Source organism: Actinoallomurus oryzae (assembly GCF_039541955.1).
GTDB classification, from domain to species: Bacteria; Actinomycetota; Actinomycetes; order Streptosporangiales; family Streptosporangiaceae; genus Actinoallomurus; species Actinoallomurus oryzae.
Genome location: NZ_BAABHF010000016.1, coordinates 315,173 through 332,657 on the forward strand (window position 1 = coordinate 315,173; position 17,485 = coordinate 332,657).

Here is a 17,485-nt window from a genome sequence, read left to right on the forward strand (position 1 = left end):
ACTACCAGGAAATTTATTTCGGCCCCGCTGGCGTAGTGTTCGAAGAAATCGACTTCAACTGACATTCACGTGGCGGCGCTCCGCGCGTTCCCGCCGCCACGTACCTTTTCCCGCGACCGGCCTTTCGACTCCTTGCGCGAGCCGGCCGGAATTTCGGGCTCGTCGGGTCCGGCCCAGTGGCGCGAATCGGTGAGCGCGTCCACCGCGTCCACGATGGCCCGTGCCTCGGCCACGATCCGCGCGCCCGCAGGAGTCACGGTGACCCGCCGGCTGGTCCGCTCGAACAGCCGGACGCCCAGTTCACGCTCCAGCTCGTGGATTCGACGGCCGAACGGCTGTGCGCCGATGTAGTGCCGCTGCGCGGCGCTGCCGAAGTGCAGCTCCTCCGCAAGCGTGATCGCGTAACGAAGTGACTGGAAGTCCACGCATTTCCCTCCGCGAATGCGAGCGATGTCCAGGTCGAGGCCGGCGGCGCCCTGCCAGGGCGCCAAGGAGTCCAGCTGATCGCGAAGCGGCTGGAGGCATCCGGCCGCTTCGTACGAAGTAGCTTCTCCGAGACCGACGGCCGTCACGATCCGGCACGCGGTACATCCGCGGTACAGCCGGCACTACCGTCCGTCGCATTCGAGCGCATCACCACCGGCTCAGCCCGCGATCACCCCACCGCCGTGGCGGTCGAGATGAGAACCGCTTCCACGCAGTGCACCGGGCCTCCCGGCTCCAGGGAATGCTCCACGAGGATTTCGTCCACGCACTGTCGTCGGCCGCCGCGGTGTGCACGGCCTCATCGCCGACCTGCGGCCGCGGACCCTCTTCGTCCCCCGCTTCGACGGCCGGAGAGACATCTTCCACCGGCGTCACCTGATCCACCGCGGATTCGTGGGCCGGACGTGGCTCGATCATGATGCGGGCGAGGTCCCTACCGGCCTGCGGTGAGCCGCCGCTGTCGTACATCGCAAATGAATGGTCGGCGATCGCCGCGTACAAACGCCTTACCGCATTCGAGAACCACCCGGTTCTGTCGGCCCTGCTGGAACGGATCGTCCGGCAGGAGACCCGCCATGTCGCCTTCTACGCGACACAGGCGCGTGATCGGCTGGCACGCAGCGCGAAGGCCCAGCGGCTGGTGCGGTTCGCCCTGCGGAGATTCTGGGCCCCGGTCGGATCGGGCGTCATGAAGGTCACGCTGCCGGTCGCGGAGGCGCTGGTCGCCGCGCACGCGATGGGTGTGCTGCACCGGGACGTCAAGCCGCACAACATCATGATCGGCGACGACGGCCGGGCCGTCCTCACCGACTTCGGCCTCGCCCAGATTCACGGCGAGCAGGGGCTCACCGCCACGGGCATGATGATGGGTTCCGCCGAGTTCCTTCCACCCGAACGGATGCTGGGCAGGGTCGCCGTGCCCGCGTCGGACTTCTTCTCCCTCGGCGTCGTCCTGTACGCGGCGGTCGAGGGCTACTCACCCTTCCTGCGCAAGGTCCCGGAGGCGACCTTCCAGGCGATCATGAACGCGCGGCCGGCGGACCCGATCCACGGCGGACCGCTCACCCCGCTGATCATGGCCATGCTCGACAAGGACCCGGAACGGCGGCCCAGCGGCGCTCAGGTCGTCGAGCGGCTCCGCCAGGTGGCCGAGGGCACACCGTCGGCCTCCACCGACACGGCGCCTCCGGCCGCCGAGAAGGGACCCGGAAAGGAAGGTGGCGACGGAAAGCGCACTCGCCGCGCGTGGGTACTGCCGGTGGCGGCCATCATCACCGTAGCCGCGTTCGCGGCCGGTGTGGCCGCGGCCACGGGGGCCATCAAGCTGAGACCGGCGGCGACGCAGGCCGCCCCAACGGTGACGACCACGGTCCACTCCGTGCAGCCCGGTGACCGGCAGCAGCACCCGACGGCCTCCCCGAGCAGGAGCCGCGGACCGATGACCGTGGCGAGCCCCACGCCCTCGGCTTCACGCCGCAAGCACGCCGGGACCGAGGCCGCCTCGAACGAGTTGCCGCTGGCGGGCGGGCCGCCGTGGACGAGCCGCGTGCTGCACGCACCGTACGTGCTCCGCTCGGGCAGGACCGTGCGGACGAACCGCATCGCGCTGACCATGCAGACCGACGGTGATCTCGTGCTCCGCGACAAGGGTGGCAAGGTCATCTGGTCCACCGGGACCCACCGGCCCGGAGCCCACGCCATCCTCCAGAGCGACGGCAACCTGGTCGTCTACACCGCGAGCGATCGGCCGGTCTGGGGCGCGGGATGCCAGGGCCATGATCATCCGACGATGGTGCTGCAGGCCGACGCCAACCTGGTGATCGAGGACAAGAACGGCACGCCGGTATGGGCGACCGGCACCTGGCGATGACCCGGGGACCGAGCCTGGCCCGCGTTGGACACAGCGGGGTACGCGGCCGGGTTCTTCAGCGAGGGTCGGATCTCAGCAGGGAGTAGAGGTAAACGTCTCGGCGTTCGTCTTCGGCGGGCCACCAACGGCGAAGGAGTCCTTCACGTTGGTAGCCGGCCCGCTCGGCGGTGCGCCAGGACGCTTCGTTCGAAGGCTCCGCGTACAGCTCAAGGCGGTCGATCCCGGGCGGCGTGAACGCCCAGGCCGACAGCATGCGCAACGCATGTCCCGCCGCCCCCTGACCGCGCTTTCGTTCGGCGATCCAGTACCCGATGCTTGCCCGCCCGGCCTGCAGATCCTTCAATCCCAGTCCGATATGTCCGATGGCGTGGTCGGTTTCCGCGTCAGCGATGGCGAAGTAATATCTGACGCCTGCGACGTAGTGGCTTCGGGCCAGGTCGATCAGGGCCTGCATCTGATCAACGTCGGATGTCGCCTGAACCTTGCTCTGCGCGAGCACCGGATCGATCAATGTGATCAGCGGATCGTCGGAGACTTCTTCGATGAATCTCGCATCGTCGTCGGAGAAATTCCGCAGCACGAGCGTGCCGTCGTCGATTCGGGGAAAGGGAGCGAACATTGACATGGCACCAATCTCCCACACGTTGACGAGAACCAGGCCGCGCTCGCGCCGTAAGGACAACGGCTTCACTTCTCCTTCGTAACTCCGTAATCCCCCTCACTCCCGTAGGCGATTTGCACGCCAAGCGAAATAACGGCCCCTTGCGATCATCCGCAAGGGGCCGGTCGGTCGTCGCGGTGTCAGCGCGGGGTCACGGGCTGGGTGGTGGGTGTGAGGACCAGCAGGCGCAGCTCGTTCGGTTGCAGGGACAGGGTCTGGCTCGTGTAGCCGCTGGTGCGTGGCGCGATGACGAACTGCTCCACCGGCTTCAGGTCGCCCGAGTCCGAGTCATCGCCGATTTTGTACCGGGTCACCAGGATGTTCGACTTGCCGAACGCGCTCGGCAGGTGGGACAGGACGATCTTCGAGTTGTAGCCGGTCTGCTGCGTCCACTGATAGTTCCACGTCATCACCGCGACTTTGGTCGGATCGGCGGCGGCCAGCCCGTACACGCCGATGCCCTGGGCGCTGAGCTGGTCCGACGTCGCCTTGTACCGGGTCGCGGGCAGCATCGACTGCATCTGCATCATGTTGAAGTAGGGCCGCGGTACGCCGGTGCCGGTGTCGGCGAACATGTCCTTGCGGTCGTTGTCCGGGTGGTCGATGGTCCAGTGGAACGGCGTGACCGACTTCTGACCGAGGTAGTAGTAGTGCAGTGACGCCAGGCCCGCCGCCTGGATGTGGTAGTCGGCCGACAGGCCCAAGCTGGAGGCGCGGGATCCGGGGAAGACGCCGCTCTCGGTGACCAGGGCGGGAACACTCTTCAGCTTCCGGGCGGACAGCATGGAGTTCAGCTGCGAACGCTCCGTGGCGACGACCGCCGGGTCCATCTTCAGCTTGTCCCACGCACCGCCGGTGGTGTTGATCAGGTACTGGTGGTAGGAGACGAAGTCGAGCCGCTTGTTCGCGTCCGTGTCGGCGGCGTACAGGTCCAGGAAGGCGCCGATCCGGTTCGTGGTGAAGATGTCGGTCGTCGGCCCACCGATTTTGATCGCCGGGCCGGGCAGGTTCATCGCGTTCACCGCGTTGACCATCTGGTAGGTGAACTTGTACTTCGGGTAGTACGCCGCGATGTCCGGCGGCTCGTTCTCCGACTCGAGGTACTCGATGGTCGGGAAATGCCGCTTGTAGTCGGCGAGCATGTCGCGCTCGGCGGCGAAGAGTTCGGCGCGCGAGAACGTGCCCTTGGTGACCAGCGGGTCGTAGTCGGAGCGCCAGTTGAGCACCAGCGACTTCGACCACGAGGAGTACGCCTGCAGGTAGTCGTACCACTTGGCGTAGTCCGGCTTCTTGTTCGCCACGTCGTACGCCTGGTCGAACTCCAGCCACACCCGCGACCGGTCGAGCTTCAGGCCGCTCAACTCGGCGCTCGTCTTCGTACCGTATTTCCAGCTGTTCGGCGTCGCGCTCAGCTCACCGCCGGGCCGGAACGGAAACGCGCCCTGACTCTGCGACAGGTCGACGCGTACGGCGTTCGCGACCGGCGACGCGGCGGCGTCGGCGTTCGAGCGCATCGACGCGGTGGAGGACGCGGGTTCCCGCACCGCGGCCCATGTCGCGATACCCGCCACCAGCGCGAGTGACGACACTCCCGCTCCGACCCGGACCAACCTGCCCACTCGTCCTCCTGAAGACGTTCGACGCGTCGCCGTACGGGCGCGCGCTCATCGGGATCCCCGTTCCGCGGATCAATACGAACCGCCCGACCCCGCATCGACAATGCGGGCGCCGGGCTGAGGCGGCACGTTAGCGGCCTGCGGTTTACGTTCGGTATAGCCGAAATCCGGCCCTCCGCCGCCGAGCCCGTCTCCGGTAGCCGAGGTCGCCGAACCGGGCGGGCGGTGCTCGAACGGCCGCCGCCGGGCCGGGGCAGGCCCGCCGACCCGCCGCGAGGACGCGCCACAAAATCGGCGTGGAAGATCCATTGTTATGGATTGCATCAAGTGATCAAATCGAGTGATCGTGGGTTCGTTCCACCATCGGCGATGAGGTGGCTCGATGACCAGACGCTTACCCCGGGCGGCCGTCGCGTCCCGACCGGCGCGGCTGCCGAGGCCGCGCGCCGTCGATCGAAGCGATCGCTCCCCCGGCCTCCGCCGTCGCGGGCGGTGATGCGGCATCGAGAGCCGCCGAGATGGTGATCTCCCTGCAACCCCCACGGAAGGAGCCCCATGCGCATCAAGCTGATCCTGCTCGGCGTGGTCGTCGTGGCACTGGTCGCGACGGTCTGGCTGCCCTTCGTCAACTCCTCGTCCCTGTGGCTCGGCCTCCCCTCGATCATGGTCTGGACGGCCGCCTGGGTCCTGGGCCTCACCCTGGTCCTGGCCCTCATCGAGTTCAGCCGCGCGGACGCGAACGAGACCGATGACGTCGACGCGACGGACGGAGGCCGGCCATGACCGAGCGGTGCGAGGGAATCAAGGACGCGCGGTGGTCGGCGAAGGAGGTCTCATGACCACGACCCTGGTCGTCACGCTCGTCGGCATCGTCGTGATCGCCGTCCTCGGCTTCGTCGGCCGCCGCAGCACCGGCGACCTGTCCGAATGGACGGTGGCCGGTCGTGGCTTCGGCGCCATGACGATGTGGTTCCTGCAGGCCGGAGAGGTCTTCACGACGTTCACGTTCCTCGGTATGGCCGGCCTGGCCTTCACCGGTGGAGCCGCCGCCCTGTACGCGCTGCCGTACGTTCCGCTCGCGTACGCCGGCCTGTACTTCCTCGGCCCGGTCATCTGGCGACGGGCGCGGGACCGCGGCCATCTCACCCAGGCCGACTTCCTCGCCGACCACTACGACTCGCGGTTGCTCGGGCGGCTCGCCGCGCTGTGCGGCGTGGTCTTCCTGATCCCCTATCTTCAGCTGCAGATCACCGGGCTCGGTCTCGCCGTCCAGCTGGCCACCGGCGACAAGACCTCCAGCGATGTCAGCATCATCATCGCGTTCGTGCTCGTGGTGGCGTTCGTCCTCTGGGCGGGCATCCGCGGCGTCGCGACGACCTCGTATTTCAAGGACGCCCTGATGCTCGTCGTGCTGCTGGTCCTGCTGATCGCCATTCCGGCGCACTTCACCGGCGGCATCGGCCCGACGTTCGACAAGATCCTGGCCGCTCACCCGGACATGCTCAAGGTGCACGCGGGTGAGAACGACACCGCCTGGTTCTTCAGCAGCATGGTGTCCTCGACCATCGGCGTCCTGTTCATGACGCTCCCGCACCAGTGGCCGGCGCTGCTCTCGGCGAGGTCGCCCAAGGCCGTACGCCGCAACTATGTGTTCCTCCCGGTGTACTCGATCGCCCTGGCGCTCCCGATGATCATCGGATTCACGGGGATCCTCGCGCTGCCGAAGAACTCCGGCAGCAACGGCGTGCTCCTGACGCTCGCCGGTCAGGCGTTTCCCGGCTGGTTCGTCGGCATCGTGGTGGTGGCGACGGCCGCGACCGCGATGGTGCCGGCGGCCGGGCTCATCGTCGGGATGTCCACGCTGATCGCCCGTAATCTCGTCGGCACCCGAAGCGAGCGCAGCCAGATCGCCGTGAACCATGTGTCGGTCGTCGTCGTCACCGGCTTCGCTCTGATCACCGCGCTCGTACGCCCGGATCTCCTTGCCAACCTGCTGTTGCTGACCTACTCGGGGCTCGACCAGCTGATCCCGGCGATCGTCCTGGCGTTGTTCGCCCGCAGGATCGTGGGCCTGTGGCCGGTACTGTCCGGCCTGCTGGTCGGCGAGGCGGTCGTGATCTGGCTGACCTTCAGCGACGTCTACCAGGGCCACGTCAACGTGGGACTGATCGGGCTCGTGCCGAACGTGGTCGTCGTCGCCATCGGCGCGGCGCTGGAACGTACCCTCGGCGGCAGGCCGGCCGGGCTCTCGCACGAGGCCACCGGGCGCGCCTAGCCTACGGACGACGGCGCACAGGGCACCCGAAGCCGCCGCTCCGGGTGCCCTGTGACCGCCGGGGCATCGGCCGGTTACGCGGCCGCCCAGGAGGCACGTTCGGCGACGAGCCGGCGCAGTCCGTACATCTCACGCGGGTGGTTCCAGCCGAGGACCCCGACCACCGTGCCGTTGCGGGCGTAGGCGGCGGTGAAACGGCCGTCGGCGGGGAGGAGGCGACGTCTCCGGCGGCGTAGATACCGGGAGCCGCGCGGCAGAACCGATCGCACGTCACCCCGTCCCCCAGCCGCAGGCCCGAACCCTCCAGCCGGCCGGTCGCGGGATCCGAGCCGATGGCCAGGACAACCACGTCGGCCGGCAGCAGGGTGTCATCGGCCAGTTCGACCCCGGTGGCCCGGCCGCCCGCGCCCCGCAGACGGCGGACGGGCACCCCGCAGCGCAGCACGGTGCCGTGGTCGCGGTGCAACGCGGCGACGAGCGCGCCGACCCGGTCGCCGAACGGGCGGAGCACCGGCCGCGGGCCGGCCAGGGTGACCTCCGCGCCCATCGTCCGGGCCGTCACCGCCACCTCGGTCCCCAGGAACCCGGTGCCCACGACGACGACCCGCGGCCCGGCGAGCAGCGCCGCGCGCAGGGCGACGGCGTCGTCGAGGGTCCGCAGCACATGAACCCCGGCCAGGTCGCCGCCGGGCAGGCGACGGGGAGTGAGACCCGTGGCGATGACCAGGCCGTCGAAATCGATCGGGTGGCCGTCGCCGATGTGCACCTGACGACCGGTGATGTCCAGGCCGGTGGCGGCCCGGCCGAGCCGGATGTCGGCGCCGAGCCCGGCGAGCGCCTCGGGCGAGCGCAGGGCGGTGCGTCCGGCCTCCCACGTGCCGGCGAGGACCTGCTTGGACAGCGGCGGCCGGTCGTACGGCGCATGCCGCTCGTCACCGATCAGCGTCAGCCTTCCGTCGTAGCCACGACGGCGGAGTGCCTCCGCGGCGGTCAGGCCCGCCGCCGAGGCGCCGACGATGACGATCCGGTTCACTCCTCCTCCACCGTGATCGCCAGAGCCGGGCAGAGCATGGCGGCCTCCCGGACGTCGTCCTCCCGTCCGGCGGGCACGTCGGGGTCGAGCAGGACGACGATGCCGTCCTCGTCGCGCTGGTCGAAGATGCCGGCGGCGGCGAGCACGCACTGGCCGGAGGCCACACACTTGTCCTGGTCGATCGTTACCTTCATCAAGGCCTCCTTCGCGTTGTCGTTCGCCGTGGTCACCAGGCGACGGGGAGCTCGTACACGCCGTAGACGAGTGCGTCGTGCTTGAAGGGCACCTGCTCCAGGTCCACCGCCAGGCGCAGGGTCGGGATCCGGCGGTAGAGCGTGCCGTACACGACCTGCAGCTCGACCCGGGCCAGCGGCTGCCCGAGGCACTGGTGCACACCGAAGCCGAAGGCGATGTGCCGCCGGGCGTCGCGCCGGAGGTCGAGCCGGTCGGGGTCGGCGAACACGGTGGTGTCGCGGTTGCCGATGTCGTTGGCGAAGACGATGCCCTCGCCGGCGCGGATGGTCCGGCCGCCGACCTCGATGTCCTCGAGCGCGACGCGTCGCCGCCCGCTGTGCACGATGGTCAGGTAGCGCAGGAGCTCCTCGACCGCGCCGGCGATCAGCTTGGGATCGTCGGTCTCCCGCAGCCGGGCGAGCTGGTCCGGGTGGCGCAGCAGCGCGAGAGTGCCCAGCGCGATCATGTTCGCGGTCGTCTCGTGGCCGGCGGTCAGCAGCAGGCGGCCCATCATCGCCGCCTCGTGCCGGGACAGCTCCCCGGTGGCGACGCGCTGTACGGCCAGCTGGGACAGCAGGTCCTCGCACGGGTGGGCCTGTTTGTCGGCGACCAGCCGCTCGAGGTACTCGACCAGCCGGTGCTGGGCCGCCAGGGCCTCCTCCGGTGCGGTGGCGCGGTTGACGAGCAGCCGGCTGTTCCGCTGGAAGAAGTCATGGTCGGCGTACGGCACGCCGAGCAGCTCGCTGATCACCAGCGAGGGCACCGGCAACGCGAACGCCTCGACCAGGTCCACGGGTGCCGGGCCGGCGAGCATGTCATCGATCAGGCCGTCCACGATCTTCTGGACGGCGGGCCGGAGCGCTTCGACCCGCTTGATGGAGAACGGGGGCCGTCACCATCCGGCGCAGACGCGCGTGCTCCGGGTCGTCGACGTTGATGAAGGTCCGCGACTCCTTGCGGACCGTCATCTGACCCGGGGTGGTGTGGGGGTAGTTCGGGAGGCCGGAGTCCGCGCTGATCCGGGGATCGGACAACAGGGCCCGCTGGTCGTCGTAGCGGCTGATCAGCCAGGGGGTGCTGCCGTCCCACAGCCGGACCCGGGTGATGGGGGCGTCGGCCCGCAGCGCGCGCAGGGCCGGCGGCGGGTCGAACGGGGAGCCGGTCGCCCGGGGCATCGGGAATCGCGGCACCTCGGCCGAAGGAGTGCTCGTCGTGGTGGTCGCCGAGTCGGCGCTCATGGTTCTCCGTCCTCTCGACGCGTCCGTTGCGTGATCAGCGGCGGCACGCGTAAGCGCGAGGTCGCGGCCCGCGGCCGGCGGAGGGAGCCCGGCCTCAAGGCCGGAACGCGGGGGGTCGAGGCGTCGGTCACGAGCCCGTCCCGTCGTCCGTGGCGGAAGGCTGCCCGGCGGCGTGGATCAGCCGCCGCACGATCGGCAAGGCCGTCCGCATGGCCGAGCCCAGCGCCTCGCGCTCCTCCGTGGGGAGGGCGGCCAGGAGCCCGGCCAGCCGGGCGTGCCGCGCCTGTCCGCGCTCGGCCAGGACTCCCCGCCCGGTCTCAGTGATCGTGACGAGAGCGACGCGCCGGTCCTCGGGGTCGCTCATCCGTGCGACCAGGCCGTCGCGTTCGAGCCGCTGCACCAGCTGGGTCATCGATGGCTGGGCGACGCCTTCCGCCACGGCCAGTGCGGTCAGCCGGATGGGACCTTCCCGCTCCACCCTGGCGAGGGTCGAGGCGGTGGTGAGACTCATGGCCTGACGGTTCGACAGGTGCCTCGCCATCAACGCCGTCACGTACTGTCGAGGCCCTCCCCCGCCATGGCCGCCGAGGGAGTGCTCGCCGAGCTCGACGCCCTCACCGAACCGGCGACCGGCGGGGACCAGGGCGGAGGAGAGCGCCGCGGTCCGGCGATCGCGCGACGCCGGGGTCCGTCACGGGGCGGATCGCCGTCGTCTGGTCCCCGTCGGTGCCGGCTCAGTCCTCGTCGTCGTCGTGGGCTGAGGGCCGGTCGATCTCGTTCTCGATGATCTTGCCGGTCCCGGCGTCGATGGTCAGTTCCCGGTGGGGGCCGTTCGCCGGTGTCAGTTCGACCTCCCAGGCAGCGGTGCCGTGCTCATCCTCGATCTCGATCGAGGTGATCGTGGCTCCGGGCACCGCTCCGCGCGCGATCTCGCCGGCTCGTTCCAGGCTGATCTTGGTGTTGGCGGGGGTGGCCGTGGCGGCGGTGCCGTGATCGTCGCGACCGGGCGCGTCGTCGTGGTGGTCGCCTCTGTGCGCGCCGGCGGTGGCCGGGTGGGAGTGGTCCTCGGCGGCGAGCGCGATGCCGCCGGTGGCGATGACGGCCGCGGCGGCGATGCCGACGCCGAGTGCGAGCTTGCGGTGCATGAGATGCCTCCCCTGATCGGGTTCGTGGTCGTACGTGTCTCAGGGTGGGGCCGGCGGTGATAGGGAGGCGCTGTGGCGAGCCTAAGGACGGGTTAATACTGCAACGGCACTCGGGTGGTCTGTAGTGGATCATGGATTGTCGATGTGGTTGCTGAGGAGCTGGATCGGGTGCATGCGCGGATCGCGGGCCGGTTCACCCGGTCCGAGCCGCGCCAGCGGGTGCGGGAGTATGTGTCCGGGCTGGTCGCGGGGCTGGAGCGTAAGAACGGCTGGACGCTTGCCGAGCATGCCGGTGCCCTGTCACCTGATGGGATGCAGCGGATGTTGCGGGGGCGGCGGATTGGGACATCGATGGCGTCCGGGAGGATCTGCGGGACTACGTCATCGAGCATCTGGGCGACCGTGAGGGTGTGCTCCGGGCGGGGGCTGACCCCACCATGCTCATGGGTTCCAGCGACACGGCCAACAGACGTGCCAGCCGTATTAAATGATCGGCCGCGTGACCGAATGATGGGACTTCAAGAGGGCACCACAGCGCCCATCATTCACCGAAGGATCAGTCATGTCCCGCACTCCCCTCAAGCGCCGCCGGCACGCGTACCGGGTTCTGTCCGCTCTCGCCCTGCTTCCCCTGGCCGCCGGTGCCGTCACGGCCTGCAAGAGCAACGACTCAAGCTCGCAGCAGGCCGCGGCCTCACCCTCGGCCACGTCATCCGCCTCACCGGGAGTCGGACAATCCGTCGGGTCGAAGCTGTACATGCTCCCCCATGACGGGCACCGGCTCGCCTTCTACGTCACCCGAGGAAGCGGCCGCACGATCGTCCTGGACTCGGGCGGCGGTGAGGACGCCTCCTACTGGAAGGACCTCGTCCCCAAGCTTCACGCGGCCACCGGCGCCACCGTCATCACATACGACCGGGCCGGTATGGGGAAAAGCGACGTGGTGCCCGGCGCGTGGAAGGCCGAGAGCGCCGCCGGCGACCTTGAGTCGGGGCTTGAGCAGTTGGGCGTCACCAGGGACGTGACCCTGGTGTCCCACTCGGAGGCCGGCGAGGTCGCGAGCTACTTCGCCGAGGAGAACCCGAGGGTGCTCTCCGGTGCGGTGCTGGTCGACGCCGACCTCCCCCAGTTCTTCACGGACGAGGAGATCACCCGTGTGGTGGCCGCAAGCCGGTCGCAAGTCGAGGCGGCGAAGAAGGACCCCGACAAGCCGGCGAACCGCCAGCTCATCTCCACGGCGGAGAACTACCTCCCCGCGCACCGGGCATACCACAAGGTCGGCTGGCCGGACTCGGTACCGGTGACGGTCATCGTCTCGGAGAAGACCCCGTTCGACGGATCCCCCGTGGACGCCCAGCGCTGGCGCGACGCCGCCGCTTCGTTCGTCAATGCCGGCCCCGACCGGACGCTCGTCACCGCCAAGGGGAGTTCCCACGACGTGCCGAAGGACCGCCCCGCTCTCGTGCTCAAGGAGGTCGAAGACATGGTCGCCGCCGCACCGCGCTGACCCTGCCCCCGGCACAGCCCGGCGCACCCGGCCCTTCGGTATCCGATGGCACGTCCCGCCAGGTCGCTCCGTTCGCCCCACCGGACAGGCCCTGACGTCTGGCCGGCAGATCGGGCGGGACGGCACAGGGTGCTGCGCCTCGCGTGGTCGGCCGCACGCCGAGGAGGCGCCCACCCGAGTCCTGTCGCGGGCCTAGTACTGCAACGGCACTCGGGTGGTCTGTAGTGGATCATGGATTGTCGATGTGGTTGCTGAGGAGCTGGATCGGGTGCATGCGCGGATCGCGGGCCGGTTCACCCGGTCCGAGCCGCGCCAGCGGGTGCGGGAGTATGTGTCCGGGCTGGTCGCGGGGCTGGAGCGTAAGAACGGCTGGACGCTTGCCGAGCATGCCGGTGCCCTGTCACCTGATGGGATGCAGCGGTTGTTGCGGCGGGCGGATTGGGACATCGATGGCGTCCGGGAGGATCTGCGGGACTACGTCATCGAGCATCTGGGCGACCGTGAGGGTGTGCTGATCGTCGATGACACCGGGTTCATCAAGAAGGGCACCCGATCGGCCGGGGTGCGACGGCAGTATCCAGGGACCGCGGGCCGGACCGAGAACTGTCAGATCGGCACCTTCTTGGCCTATGCCTCAGCGTGTGGGCACGCGCTGATCGATCGGGAGTTGTACCTGCCCGAGTCCTGGACACGGCCCTCGCGAGTACGACTGGGCGCGTATCCCGATCCGCATCGGCTGGCCGCGCGGGCGAGGACACTGGCTCCTGGCCCGCCGTTCGATCAGTGACCCCACCGAGATCGCCTACTACATCTGCTACGGCCCCCGCCGCTCCAGCCTGGCCGACCTGGCCTGGATCGCCGGGGCACGCTGGCGGATCGAAGAATGCCGAACACGTCTGGTACTGGTCGACCTGGCGCCGCGGACGCCAGCATCAAGCCCGTCTCAGCCACTACCCGCGACGCGGCTACCCACTCACCTAAATGCCGTTGCAGTATTAAGGCGTTGCGGGAGGCTCGGGCAGGGTCAGGCTGATCTGCGCGCCGCCACCGGGTGAGGCGCCCAGATCGATCGTTCCGCCCGCGGTGTCGGCGGTGCGCCGGGCGATGTCGAGGCCCAGGCCGGTGGAGGCCGCGGTGCTGCGGCCGCGGGCCGGCAGGTCGCCGGCGGGCAGGCCGGGGCCGTCGTCGCCGACGACGATGCGGGCCCCGCCGGAGACGGCCTCCAGCGTGACGGAGAAGGCGGTGCCCTCAGGGGTGTGGGCGAAGACGTTCTCCAGCAGGGCGTCGACGGCCGCGGCCAGCTCGTCGCGGCCGGTGGCGACCGGCAGCGGGCCGTCGGGCAGCGTGGTGGTGACGGCACGGTCCTGCTCGTCGGCCAGGGCGGACCAGAACTCGACACGTTCGGTGAGGACCTGGCGGGCGTCGCAGTGCACACCGGCCCGGTGGTGGGGGTGACGGGTGTCCTGGATGATCCGGGTGACGGTGCGCTCCAGCGCGTCGACGACGGCGGTGATGCGCTCGGCCTCGGCGGGATCGCGCAGTGTCTCGGTCTCCAGGCGCAGCGCAGTCAGCGGGGTGCGGAGCCGGTGGGACAGGTCGGCGGCCGCTTCACGTTCGCCGGCGAGCAGATCGGCGATGCGGCCGGCCAGGTGATTGAGGGCGGCGCCGACGTCGCGGATCTCGCTGGGTCCGCCGGGGTGCACCCGGGCGTCCAGGTCGCCGGCCGACAGCCGATGTGACAGGGCCGCCAGTGCGGTGACGGGCCCGAGCATGGAGCGGGCGATCCGGTCGGCCACCACCAGGCCGACGGCGAGCAGTCCGGCCCCGAGCAGACCCAGGATCAGCCAGGCGCGCGCCACGCCGGCGCGGAGCTGGGCGTCGGTGACGAAGGTGCGGACCACGGAGGTTCCGCCCGCGCCACCCTGGACGGCGATCAGGATCTCGCGCCCGCCGGGAGCCTGGACGGTGATGCTGCGCCCGCGAGCGGCCAGCTCGACCGCGTGGCTGCGGGTCGCGGGTGTGCCGAGGAGGTGGCCGTCGGGCCAGAACACGGTGACGGGATAGCGGCTGGTGGACTGGATCTGGGCGAGGGTCAGCCCGACGGTGGCCTTGTCCGCGGCGGCGACCACCGGTGCCAGCGACTGAGCGGCGGTGGTGGCCGCGGCGGTCGCACGGTCGGCGGCGACGTCGCGGACCAGGAGCGCCAGCGGTACCAGGAACGCGATCAGCACCAGGGAGGCGGTGGCGGCCACGAGCCGGAACAGGCGGCCTCTCATGCGCCCGGATCAACGATCTTGACGCCGACACCGCGTACGGAGTGCAGGTAGCGGGGCTGTTTGGCGGTTTCACCGAGCTTTCGGCGCAGCCACGCCACGTGCACGTCGACGGTCTTGTCGGCCCCGCCGTACGGGGTCTGCCACACCTGCGTGAGCAGTTCCCGTTTGGAGATGACCTGGCCGGCGCGGGCGGCGAGGTAGTGCAGCAGGTCGAACTCCTTGGGCGCCAGCACCAGCGCCCGCCCGTCCAGGCTCGCCTCGCGGGCGCCGGGGTCGATGCGCAACGCGCCGACCGTCACCGGCTCCGGACCGGTCTGGTCGTCGGCGCGGCGCAGCACCGCGCGGATCCGCGCGTCCAGCTGGCTCGCGCCGAACGGCTTGACGACGTAGTCGTCGGCGCCGGCGTCGAGTGCCTCGACGATCTGGCTCTCCTCGTCGCGGGCGGTGGCCACGATGACCGGTACCCGGCTGACGCCGCGGAGCATCCGTAGCAGCCGGCACCCGTCCAGGTCGGGCAGCCCCAGGTCCAGCACGACCAGGTCGGGCCGGGATTCGACGGCCTGGGCCAGCCCGGCCATCGCGGTGTCCGCGGTGGCGACCGCGTGACCGCGCTCGGACAGCGCCCGTACCAGCGCGGTCCGCACCTGCGGGTCGTCCTCGATCAGCAGAAGTTGCGGCACCTCCCCACCGTAGCCAGCGGTTTCAGCGTCCGATACGCCCATAGCGGGGCCTTGTCGGCGTCTTATCCGCCCCTTAGCCGCAGCCGTGCGAGCCTGGACGGCATGACGCGAGGCACTCTGATGGGGATCGGCGCCTGGGCCGCCACCGCGGCCGTCGCGACCGGCGTCGGTGTGGCCGCGATCTCCGTACTGGGCGCGGGCATCACCGACCACGGCGTCCGGCCGCTGACGTCCGCCCAGGTCGAGCGCGCCCTGGCGAGCCCCGCGACCGCGACACCGGTACCGGGCACCGCGGGCAGCACGCCGGCCGGCGCGATCACCCGTGGGCTGTCGACCCCGGGCGGCAGCGTGCTCGCCCGCTGCGACCCGGCCGGCGACGCGTACCTGGTCTCCTGGACCCCCGCGCAGGGGTACGCGGCCGATGACGCGCACCGCGGCCCGGCCGCGCGGGCATGGGTGGAGTTCGAGGCCGACCACGACAACAAGGTCACCGTCCAGGTGACCTGCCGCTCGGGTGTCCCCACGGCGACGACCGTCAACGGCGACGTCGACGACTGAACGGCCCGCGCCGATCGGACGGCCCATGGCGCGTTCCCCGGTGACCGCGCCCGGAGACCGGCATCGGGGCGCCCGCACGCCGCCGGGGCGATAACGTGTCGTGATCATGAAGTTGCGGTGAACACCGCATGAGCATGTGAAGGGCGCACGTGACGGAGCGGATGAAGATTCTTGGTGGGCTGCTACTTCTCGTGCTCATGGCGCTGCTGGGCGTCGCCGCCAAGACACCGGCGCTCACCCGGATCGACATCCGGCTGGACGAACATCTCGCGCCGATGCGCGACGCCGTACTCACCCTGGGGGCGAAGGGGGCCACGACCGTCGCCCAGGCGGCGGTGGGCGCGGTCGTCGCCGTGGTCGTCCCGATCGGCCTGTGGCTGGTGCGCCGGCGCCGGGACGCGTTGATCGCCCTCTGCCTGATGGCGGGGTCGCTGGCGGTCGCCTTCGCCGCCAAGATCCTGGTGGCCGAGCATCGGCCGCCGGAGCGGCTGTGGGTGATCCCGCCGGACAACAAGGAGAGCTTTCCCAGCGGGCACGCCACCGTGGCGGCCGCGGTCGCACTGCTGTTGTTCCTCCTCGTACGCGGACGGCTGCGGGTGCTCGTGTCGACTCTCGGGGTGCTGTTCGCGCTCGGGGTGGGTTTCGCCCGGGTCTACCTGGGGGTGCACTACCCGGTGGACGTCGCCGGCGGATACCTGGTCGCGACCGGAGTGTCGCTCGTGGTGGTCGGCTTCTTCAACGTACCGGCGATCCGCCGCGGCCTCGAGGACGTCGGAACGCCCGCGTCCGGACGCCACCACGCGGGACGCGCGTCCGGGACCGTGGTGGAGCGTCGCTGAGCTCTGGCACCGGCCGACGGCTCCGGGCGACGGCGGCGTCCAGACCGTCAGACGCCGCCCGTCAGGTCACCCTCGGCCGTCACGACCGTACGGGGACGCGTGCGGACGGTCGCAGGCCGATGGCGTTGTGGGTGAAACGCTGCCGGTAGGTGGTGGCCGACAGCCCGTAGTGGGCCTTGAAGCGGCGGGCGAAGTAGTTCTGGTCGGCCCAGCCGACGGCCTGGCCGATCTGGGTGACGGATTGGTCGGTGTGCAGCAGCAGCGAGGCCGCGGTCTCGACGCGGTGCTGGGCGAGGTAGGCCATCGGCGGCAGGCCGGTGGTGGTCTTGAAGATCCTCACCAGGTAGCGGGGAGACAGGTGGAGCTCGCCGGCGAGTTCGGTGAGCGTCCACCGGTGCGCCAAGCGTGCCTCCAGCAGCCGCATCGCCTGCACCACCGCGGGGTGGGCCGGTCCTGAGCCGGAGCCGCGCTGCTCGGCGACCGCCCGGGCGAGGTGGCTCAGGAACAGGGTGAGACGCCCGATGATGTCGCCGCGGTGGCGGTCGACGCTCTGGCGGCCGAGCCGGTCGAGTGCGTCGAGGTGAACGACAGATGCTTTGAGCGCTTGTGCGCCGAGCCGGGTGGTGAGCATGCCGCGGCGCTGCATGGAGTTGGGCGCGGTCCACAGCAGGTAGCCCAGCATCGGGTCCTCGCGGGTCCAGGCGAGCTCGCGGTGGAGGAGCTCGGTGCTGAAGCAGCAGTTGTACAGATCCAGGCTCTGGCAGTCCTCGTAGCCGTGCCAGACCCCGGGCCGCAAGAGGATGACCTCGCCGAACTCGAGGTTCCTGCGGCCGCCGAGGGACCGGTGCGTCCCCTTGCCGCCGGTGACCACGGCGATCTCCATGAAGCTGTGCGTGTGGACCGGGTGGTGTCCCTGGTGGACGTAGTGGCCGGCGTACGCCAGCGAGCCGTCGGTGAAGTACAGCAGTCCCTTGGCCGTCCCGACGGGCGGTTCTTCCATGGCGGGCACTCTAACCCGTCCACTCCTCAATGGAGGTGAGGTGAACATCGTGCTATCGCGGGGCCAT

The 17,485-nt window shown here is 70.2% G+C and carries 18 protein-coding genes and 2 pseudogenes; 8 read left to right on the plus strand and 12 right to left on the minus strand.

The window, feature by feature from the left end:
• Positions 1-65 precede the first annotated feature (65 nt).
• Positions 66-425, minus strand: coding sequence for a LysR family transcriptional regulator (locus tag ABEA10_RS12125; protein WP_345461824.1), 360 nt, complete (start codon positions 423-425; stop codon positions 66-68).
• Positions 426-901: 476 nt separating this feature from the next.
• Between ABEA10_RS12125 and ABEA10_RS12130 the strand changes: the two genes are divergently transcribed.
• Positions 902-2,356: a protein kinase domain-containing protein gene (locus tag ABEA10_RS12130; protein WP_345461825.1), complete on the plus strand. Its 1,455-nt coding sequence runs from the start codon at positions 902-904 to the stop codon at positions 2,354-2,356.
• A gap of 55 nt (positions 2,357-2,411) precedes the next feature.
• On the opposite strand, the gene ABEA10_RS12135 is transcribed toward ABEA10_RS12130, so the two are convergent.
• Positions 2,412-3,047, minus strand: a complete 636-nt coding sequence (locus ABEA10_RS12135) for a GNAT family N-acetyltransferase (protein WP_345461827.1) — start codon at positions 3,045-3,047, stop codon at positions 2,412-2,414.
• A gap of 110 nt (positions 3,048-3,157) precedes the next feature.
• A complete protein-coding gene (locus ABEA10_RS12140; RefSeq protein WP_345461829.1) occupies positions 3,158-4,636 on the minus strand; it encodes a hypothetical protein in 1,479 nt (492 codons plus the stop codon).
• Between the two features lie 552 nt (positions 4,637-5,188).
• Between ABEA10_RS12140 and ABEA10_RS12145 the strand changes: the two genes are divergently transcribed.
• Positions 5,189-5,416, plus strand: a complete 228-nt coding sequence (locus ABEA10_RS12145; RefSeq protein WP_345461831.1) for a DUF3311 domain-containing protein — start codon at positions 5,189-5,191, stop codon at positions 5,414-5,416.
• Between the two features lie 52 nt (positions 5,417-5,468).
• A complete protein-coding gene (locus tag ABEA10_RS12150; protein ID WP_345461833.1) occupies positions 5,469-6,908 on the plus strand; it encodes a sodium:solute symporter family protein in 1,440 nt (479 codons plus the stop codon).
• Between the two features lies 1 nt (position 6,909).
• Here ABEA10_RS12150 and ABEA10_RS12155 read toward each other — a convergent pair whose 3' ends face one another.
• From ABEA10_RS12155 to ABEA10_RS12180, 6 genes are all read right to left on the minus strand, one after another.
• A complete protein-coding gene (locus tag ABEA10_RS12155; protein WP_345461835.1) occupies positions 6,910-7,941 on the minus strand; it encodes an NAD(P)/FAD-dependent oxidoreductase in 1,032 nt (343 codons plus the stop codon).
• Positions 7,938-8,135 (minus strand): ferredoxin, encoded by a 198-nt coding sequence (locus ABEA10_RS12160; RefSeq protein ID WP_329260225.1) that lies wholly within the window; start codon positions 8,133-8,135, stop codon positions 7,938-7,940. The genes ABEA10_RS12155 and ABEA10_RS12160 overlap by 4 nt, the downstream gene beginning before the upstream one ends.
• Before the next feature lie 32 nt (positions 8,136-8,167).
• Positions 8,168-9,010, minus strand: coding sequence for a cytochrome P450 (locus ABEA10_RS12165; protein ID WP_345461840.1), 843 nt, complete (start codon positions 9,008-9,010; stop codon positions 8,168-8,170).
• Positions 8,991-9,413 carry a cytochrome P450 family protein gene (locus ABEA10_RS12170; RefSeq protein WP_345461843.1) on the minus strand — a complete coding sequence of 141 codons (423 nt, stop codon included), beginning with the start codon at positions 9,411-9,413 and terminating at the stop codon, positions 8,991-8,993. Before ABEA10_RS12170 ends, ABEA10_RS12165 begins: the two co-directional genes overlap by 20 nt.
• A gap of 127 nt (positions 9,414-9,540) precedes the next feature.
• Positions 9,541-9,924 (minus strand): MarR family winged helix-turn-helix transcriptional regulator, encoded by a 384-nt coding sequence (locus ABEA10_RS12175; RefSeq protein ID WP_345461846.1) that lies wholly within the window; start codon positions 9,922-9,924, stop codon positions 9,541-9,543.
• Between the two features lie 223 nt (positions 9,925-10,147).
• Positions 10,148-10,558 carry a PepSY domain-containing protein gene (locus ABEA10_RS12180; RefSeq protein ID WP_345461849.1) on the minus strand — a complete coding sequence of 137 codons (411 nt, stop codon included), beginning with the start codon at positions 10,556-10,558 and terminating at the stop codon, positions 10,148-10,150.
• Positions 10,559-10,693: 135 nt separating this feature from the next.
• Between ABEA10_RS12180 and ABEA10_RS12185 the strand changes: the two are divergent.
• The 3 genes and pseudogenes from ABEA10_RS12185 to ABEA10_RS12195 all read left to right on the plus strand — a co-directional run.
• A pseudogene (locus ABEA10_RS12185) lies at positions 10,694-10,974 on the plus strand (IS701 family transposase); the annotation flags it as partial.
• Positions 10,975-11,120: 146 nt separating this feature from the next.
• Positions 11,121-12,065, plus strand: coding sequence for an alpha/beta fold hydrolase (locus ABEA10_RS12190; protein ID WP_345461852.1), 945 nt, complete (start codon positions 11,121-11,123; stop codon positions 12,063-12,065).
• Between the two features lie 235 nt (positions 12,066-12,300).
• Positions 12,301-12,952 (plus strand): annotated as a pseudogene (locus tag ABEA10_RS12195) (IS701 family transposase); the annotation flags it as partial.
• Positions 12,953-13,060: 108 nt separating this feature from the next.
• Here the strand turns inward: ABEA10_RS12195 and ABEA10_RS12200 are convergent.
• Together ABEA10_RS12200 and ABEA10_RS12205 are read right to left on the minus strand one after the other, a co-directional pair.
• The gene (locus ABEA10_RS12200) at positions 13,061-14,341 is read right to left on the minus strand and encodes a sensor histidine kinase (protein ID WP_345461855.1); all 1,281 of its coding nucleotides are present in this window, start codon (positions 14,339-14,341) and stop codon (positions 13,061-13,063) included.
• Complete coding sequence (locus tag ABEA10_RS12205; protein WP_329260209.1) at positions 14,338-15,021, minus strand: response regulator transcription factor; 684 nt, start codon at positions 15,019-15,021, stop codon at positions 14,338-14,340. The genes ABEA10_RS12200 and ABEA10_RS12205 overlap by 4 nt, the downstream gene beginning before the upstream one ends.
• Positions 15,022-15,123: 102 nt before the next feature.
• Between ABEA10_RS12205 and ABEA10_RS12210 the strand changes: the two genes are divergently transcribed.
• Together ABEA10_RS12210 and ABEA10_RS12215 are read left to right on the plus strand one after the other, a co-directional pair.
• On the plus strand, positions 15,124-15,579 hold the full coding sequence (locus ABEA10_RS12210; protein ID WP_345461860.1) for a hypothetical protein: 456 nt from the start codon (positions 15,124-15,126) through the stop codon (positions 15,577-15,579).
• Between the two features lie 161 nt (positions 15,580-15,740).
• A complete protein-coding gene (locus ABEA10_RS12215) occupies positions 15,741-16,418 on the plus strand; it encodes a phosphatase PAP2 family protein (protein ID WP_345461863.1) in 678 nt (225 codons plus the stop codon).
• A gap of 79 nt (positions 16,419-16,497) precedes the next feature.
• Here the strand turns inward: ABEA10_RS12215 and ABEA10_RS12220 are convergent, their stop codons facing one another.
• The gene (locus ABEA10_RS12220) at positions 16,498-17,418 is read right to left on the minus strand and encodes a helix-turn-helix domain-containing protein (protein WP_345461866.1); all 921 of its coding nucleotides are present in this window, start codon (positions 17,416-17,418) and stop codon (positions 16,498-16,500) included.
• Between the last annotated feature and the right edge of the window lie 67 nt (positions 17,419-17,485).

Bases quoted from the DNA above. Each gene is read 5' to 3' on its own strand.
- ABEA10_RS12145 (WP_345461831.1), top strand. From the start codon at position 5,189: ATGCGCATCAAGCTGATCCTGCTCGGCGTGGTCGTCGTGGCACTGGTC.
- ABEA10_RS12130 (WP_345461825.1), top strand. From the start codon at position 902: ATGATGCGGGCGAGGTCCCTACCGGCCTGCGGTGAGCCGCCGCTGTCG.
- ABEA10_RS12150 (WP_345461833.1), top strand. From the start codon at position 5,469: ATGACCACGACCCTGGTCGTCACGCTCGTCGGCATCGTCGTGATCGCC.
- ABEA10_RS12200 (WP_345461855.1), bottom strand. From the start codon at position 14,341: ATGAGAGGCCGCCTGTTCCGGCTCGTGGCCGCCACCGCCTCCCTGGTG.
- ABEA10_RS12170 (WP_345461843.1), bottom strand. From the start codon at position 9,413: ATGAGCGCCGACTCGGCGACCACCACGACGAGCACTCCTTCGGCCGAG.
- ABEA10_RS12160 (WP_329260225.1), bottom strand. From the start codon at position 8,135: ATGAAGGTAACGATCGACCAGGACAAGTGTGTGGCCTCCGGCCAGTGC.
- ABEA10_RS12220 (WP_345461866.1), bottom strand. From the start codon at position 17,418: ATGGAAGAACCGCCCGTCGGGACGGCCAAGGGACTGCTGTACTTCACC.
- ABEA10_RS12175 (WP_345461846.1), bottom strand. From the start codon at position 9,924: ATGAGTCTCACCACCGCCTCGACCCTCGCCAGGGTGGAGCGGGAAGGT.
- ABEA10_RS12180 (WP_345461849.1), bottom strand. From the start codon at position 10,558: ATGCACCGCAAGCTCGCACTCGGCGTCGGCATCGCCGCCGCGGCCGTC.
- ABEA10_RS12215 (WP_345461863.1), top strand. From the start codon at position 15,741: ATGAAGATTCTTGGTGGGCTGCTACTTCTCGTGCTCATGGCGCTGCTG.
- ABEA10_RS12190 (WP_345461852.1), top strand. From the start codon at position 11,121: ATGTCCCGCACTCCCCTCAAGCGCCGCCGGCACGCGTACCGGGTTCTG.
- ABEA10_RS12210 (WP_345461860.1), top strand. From the start codon at position 15,124: ATGACGCGAGGCACTCTGATGGGGATCGGCGCCTGGGCCGCCACCGCG.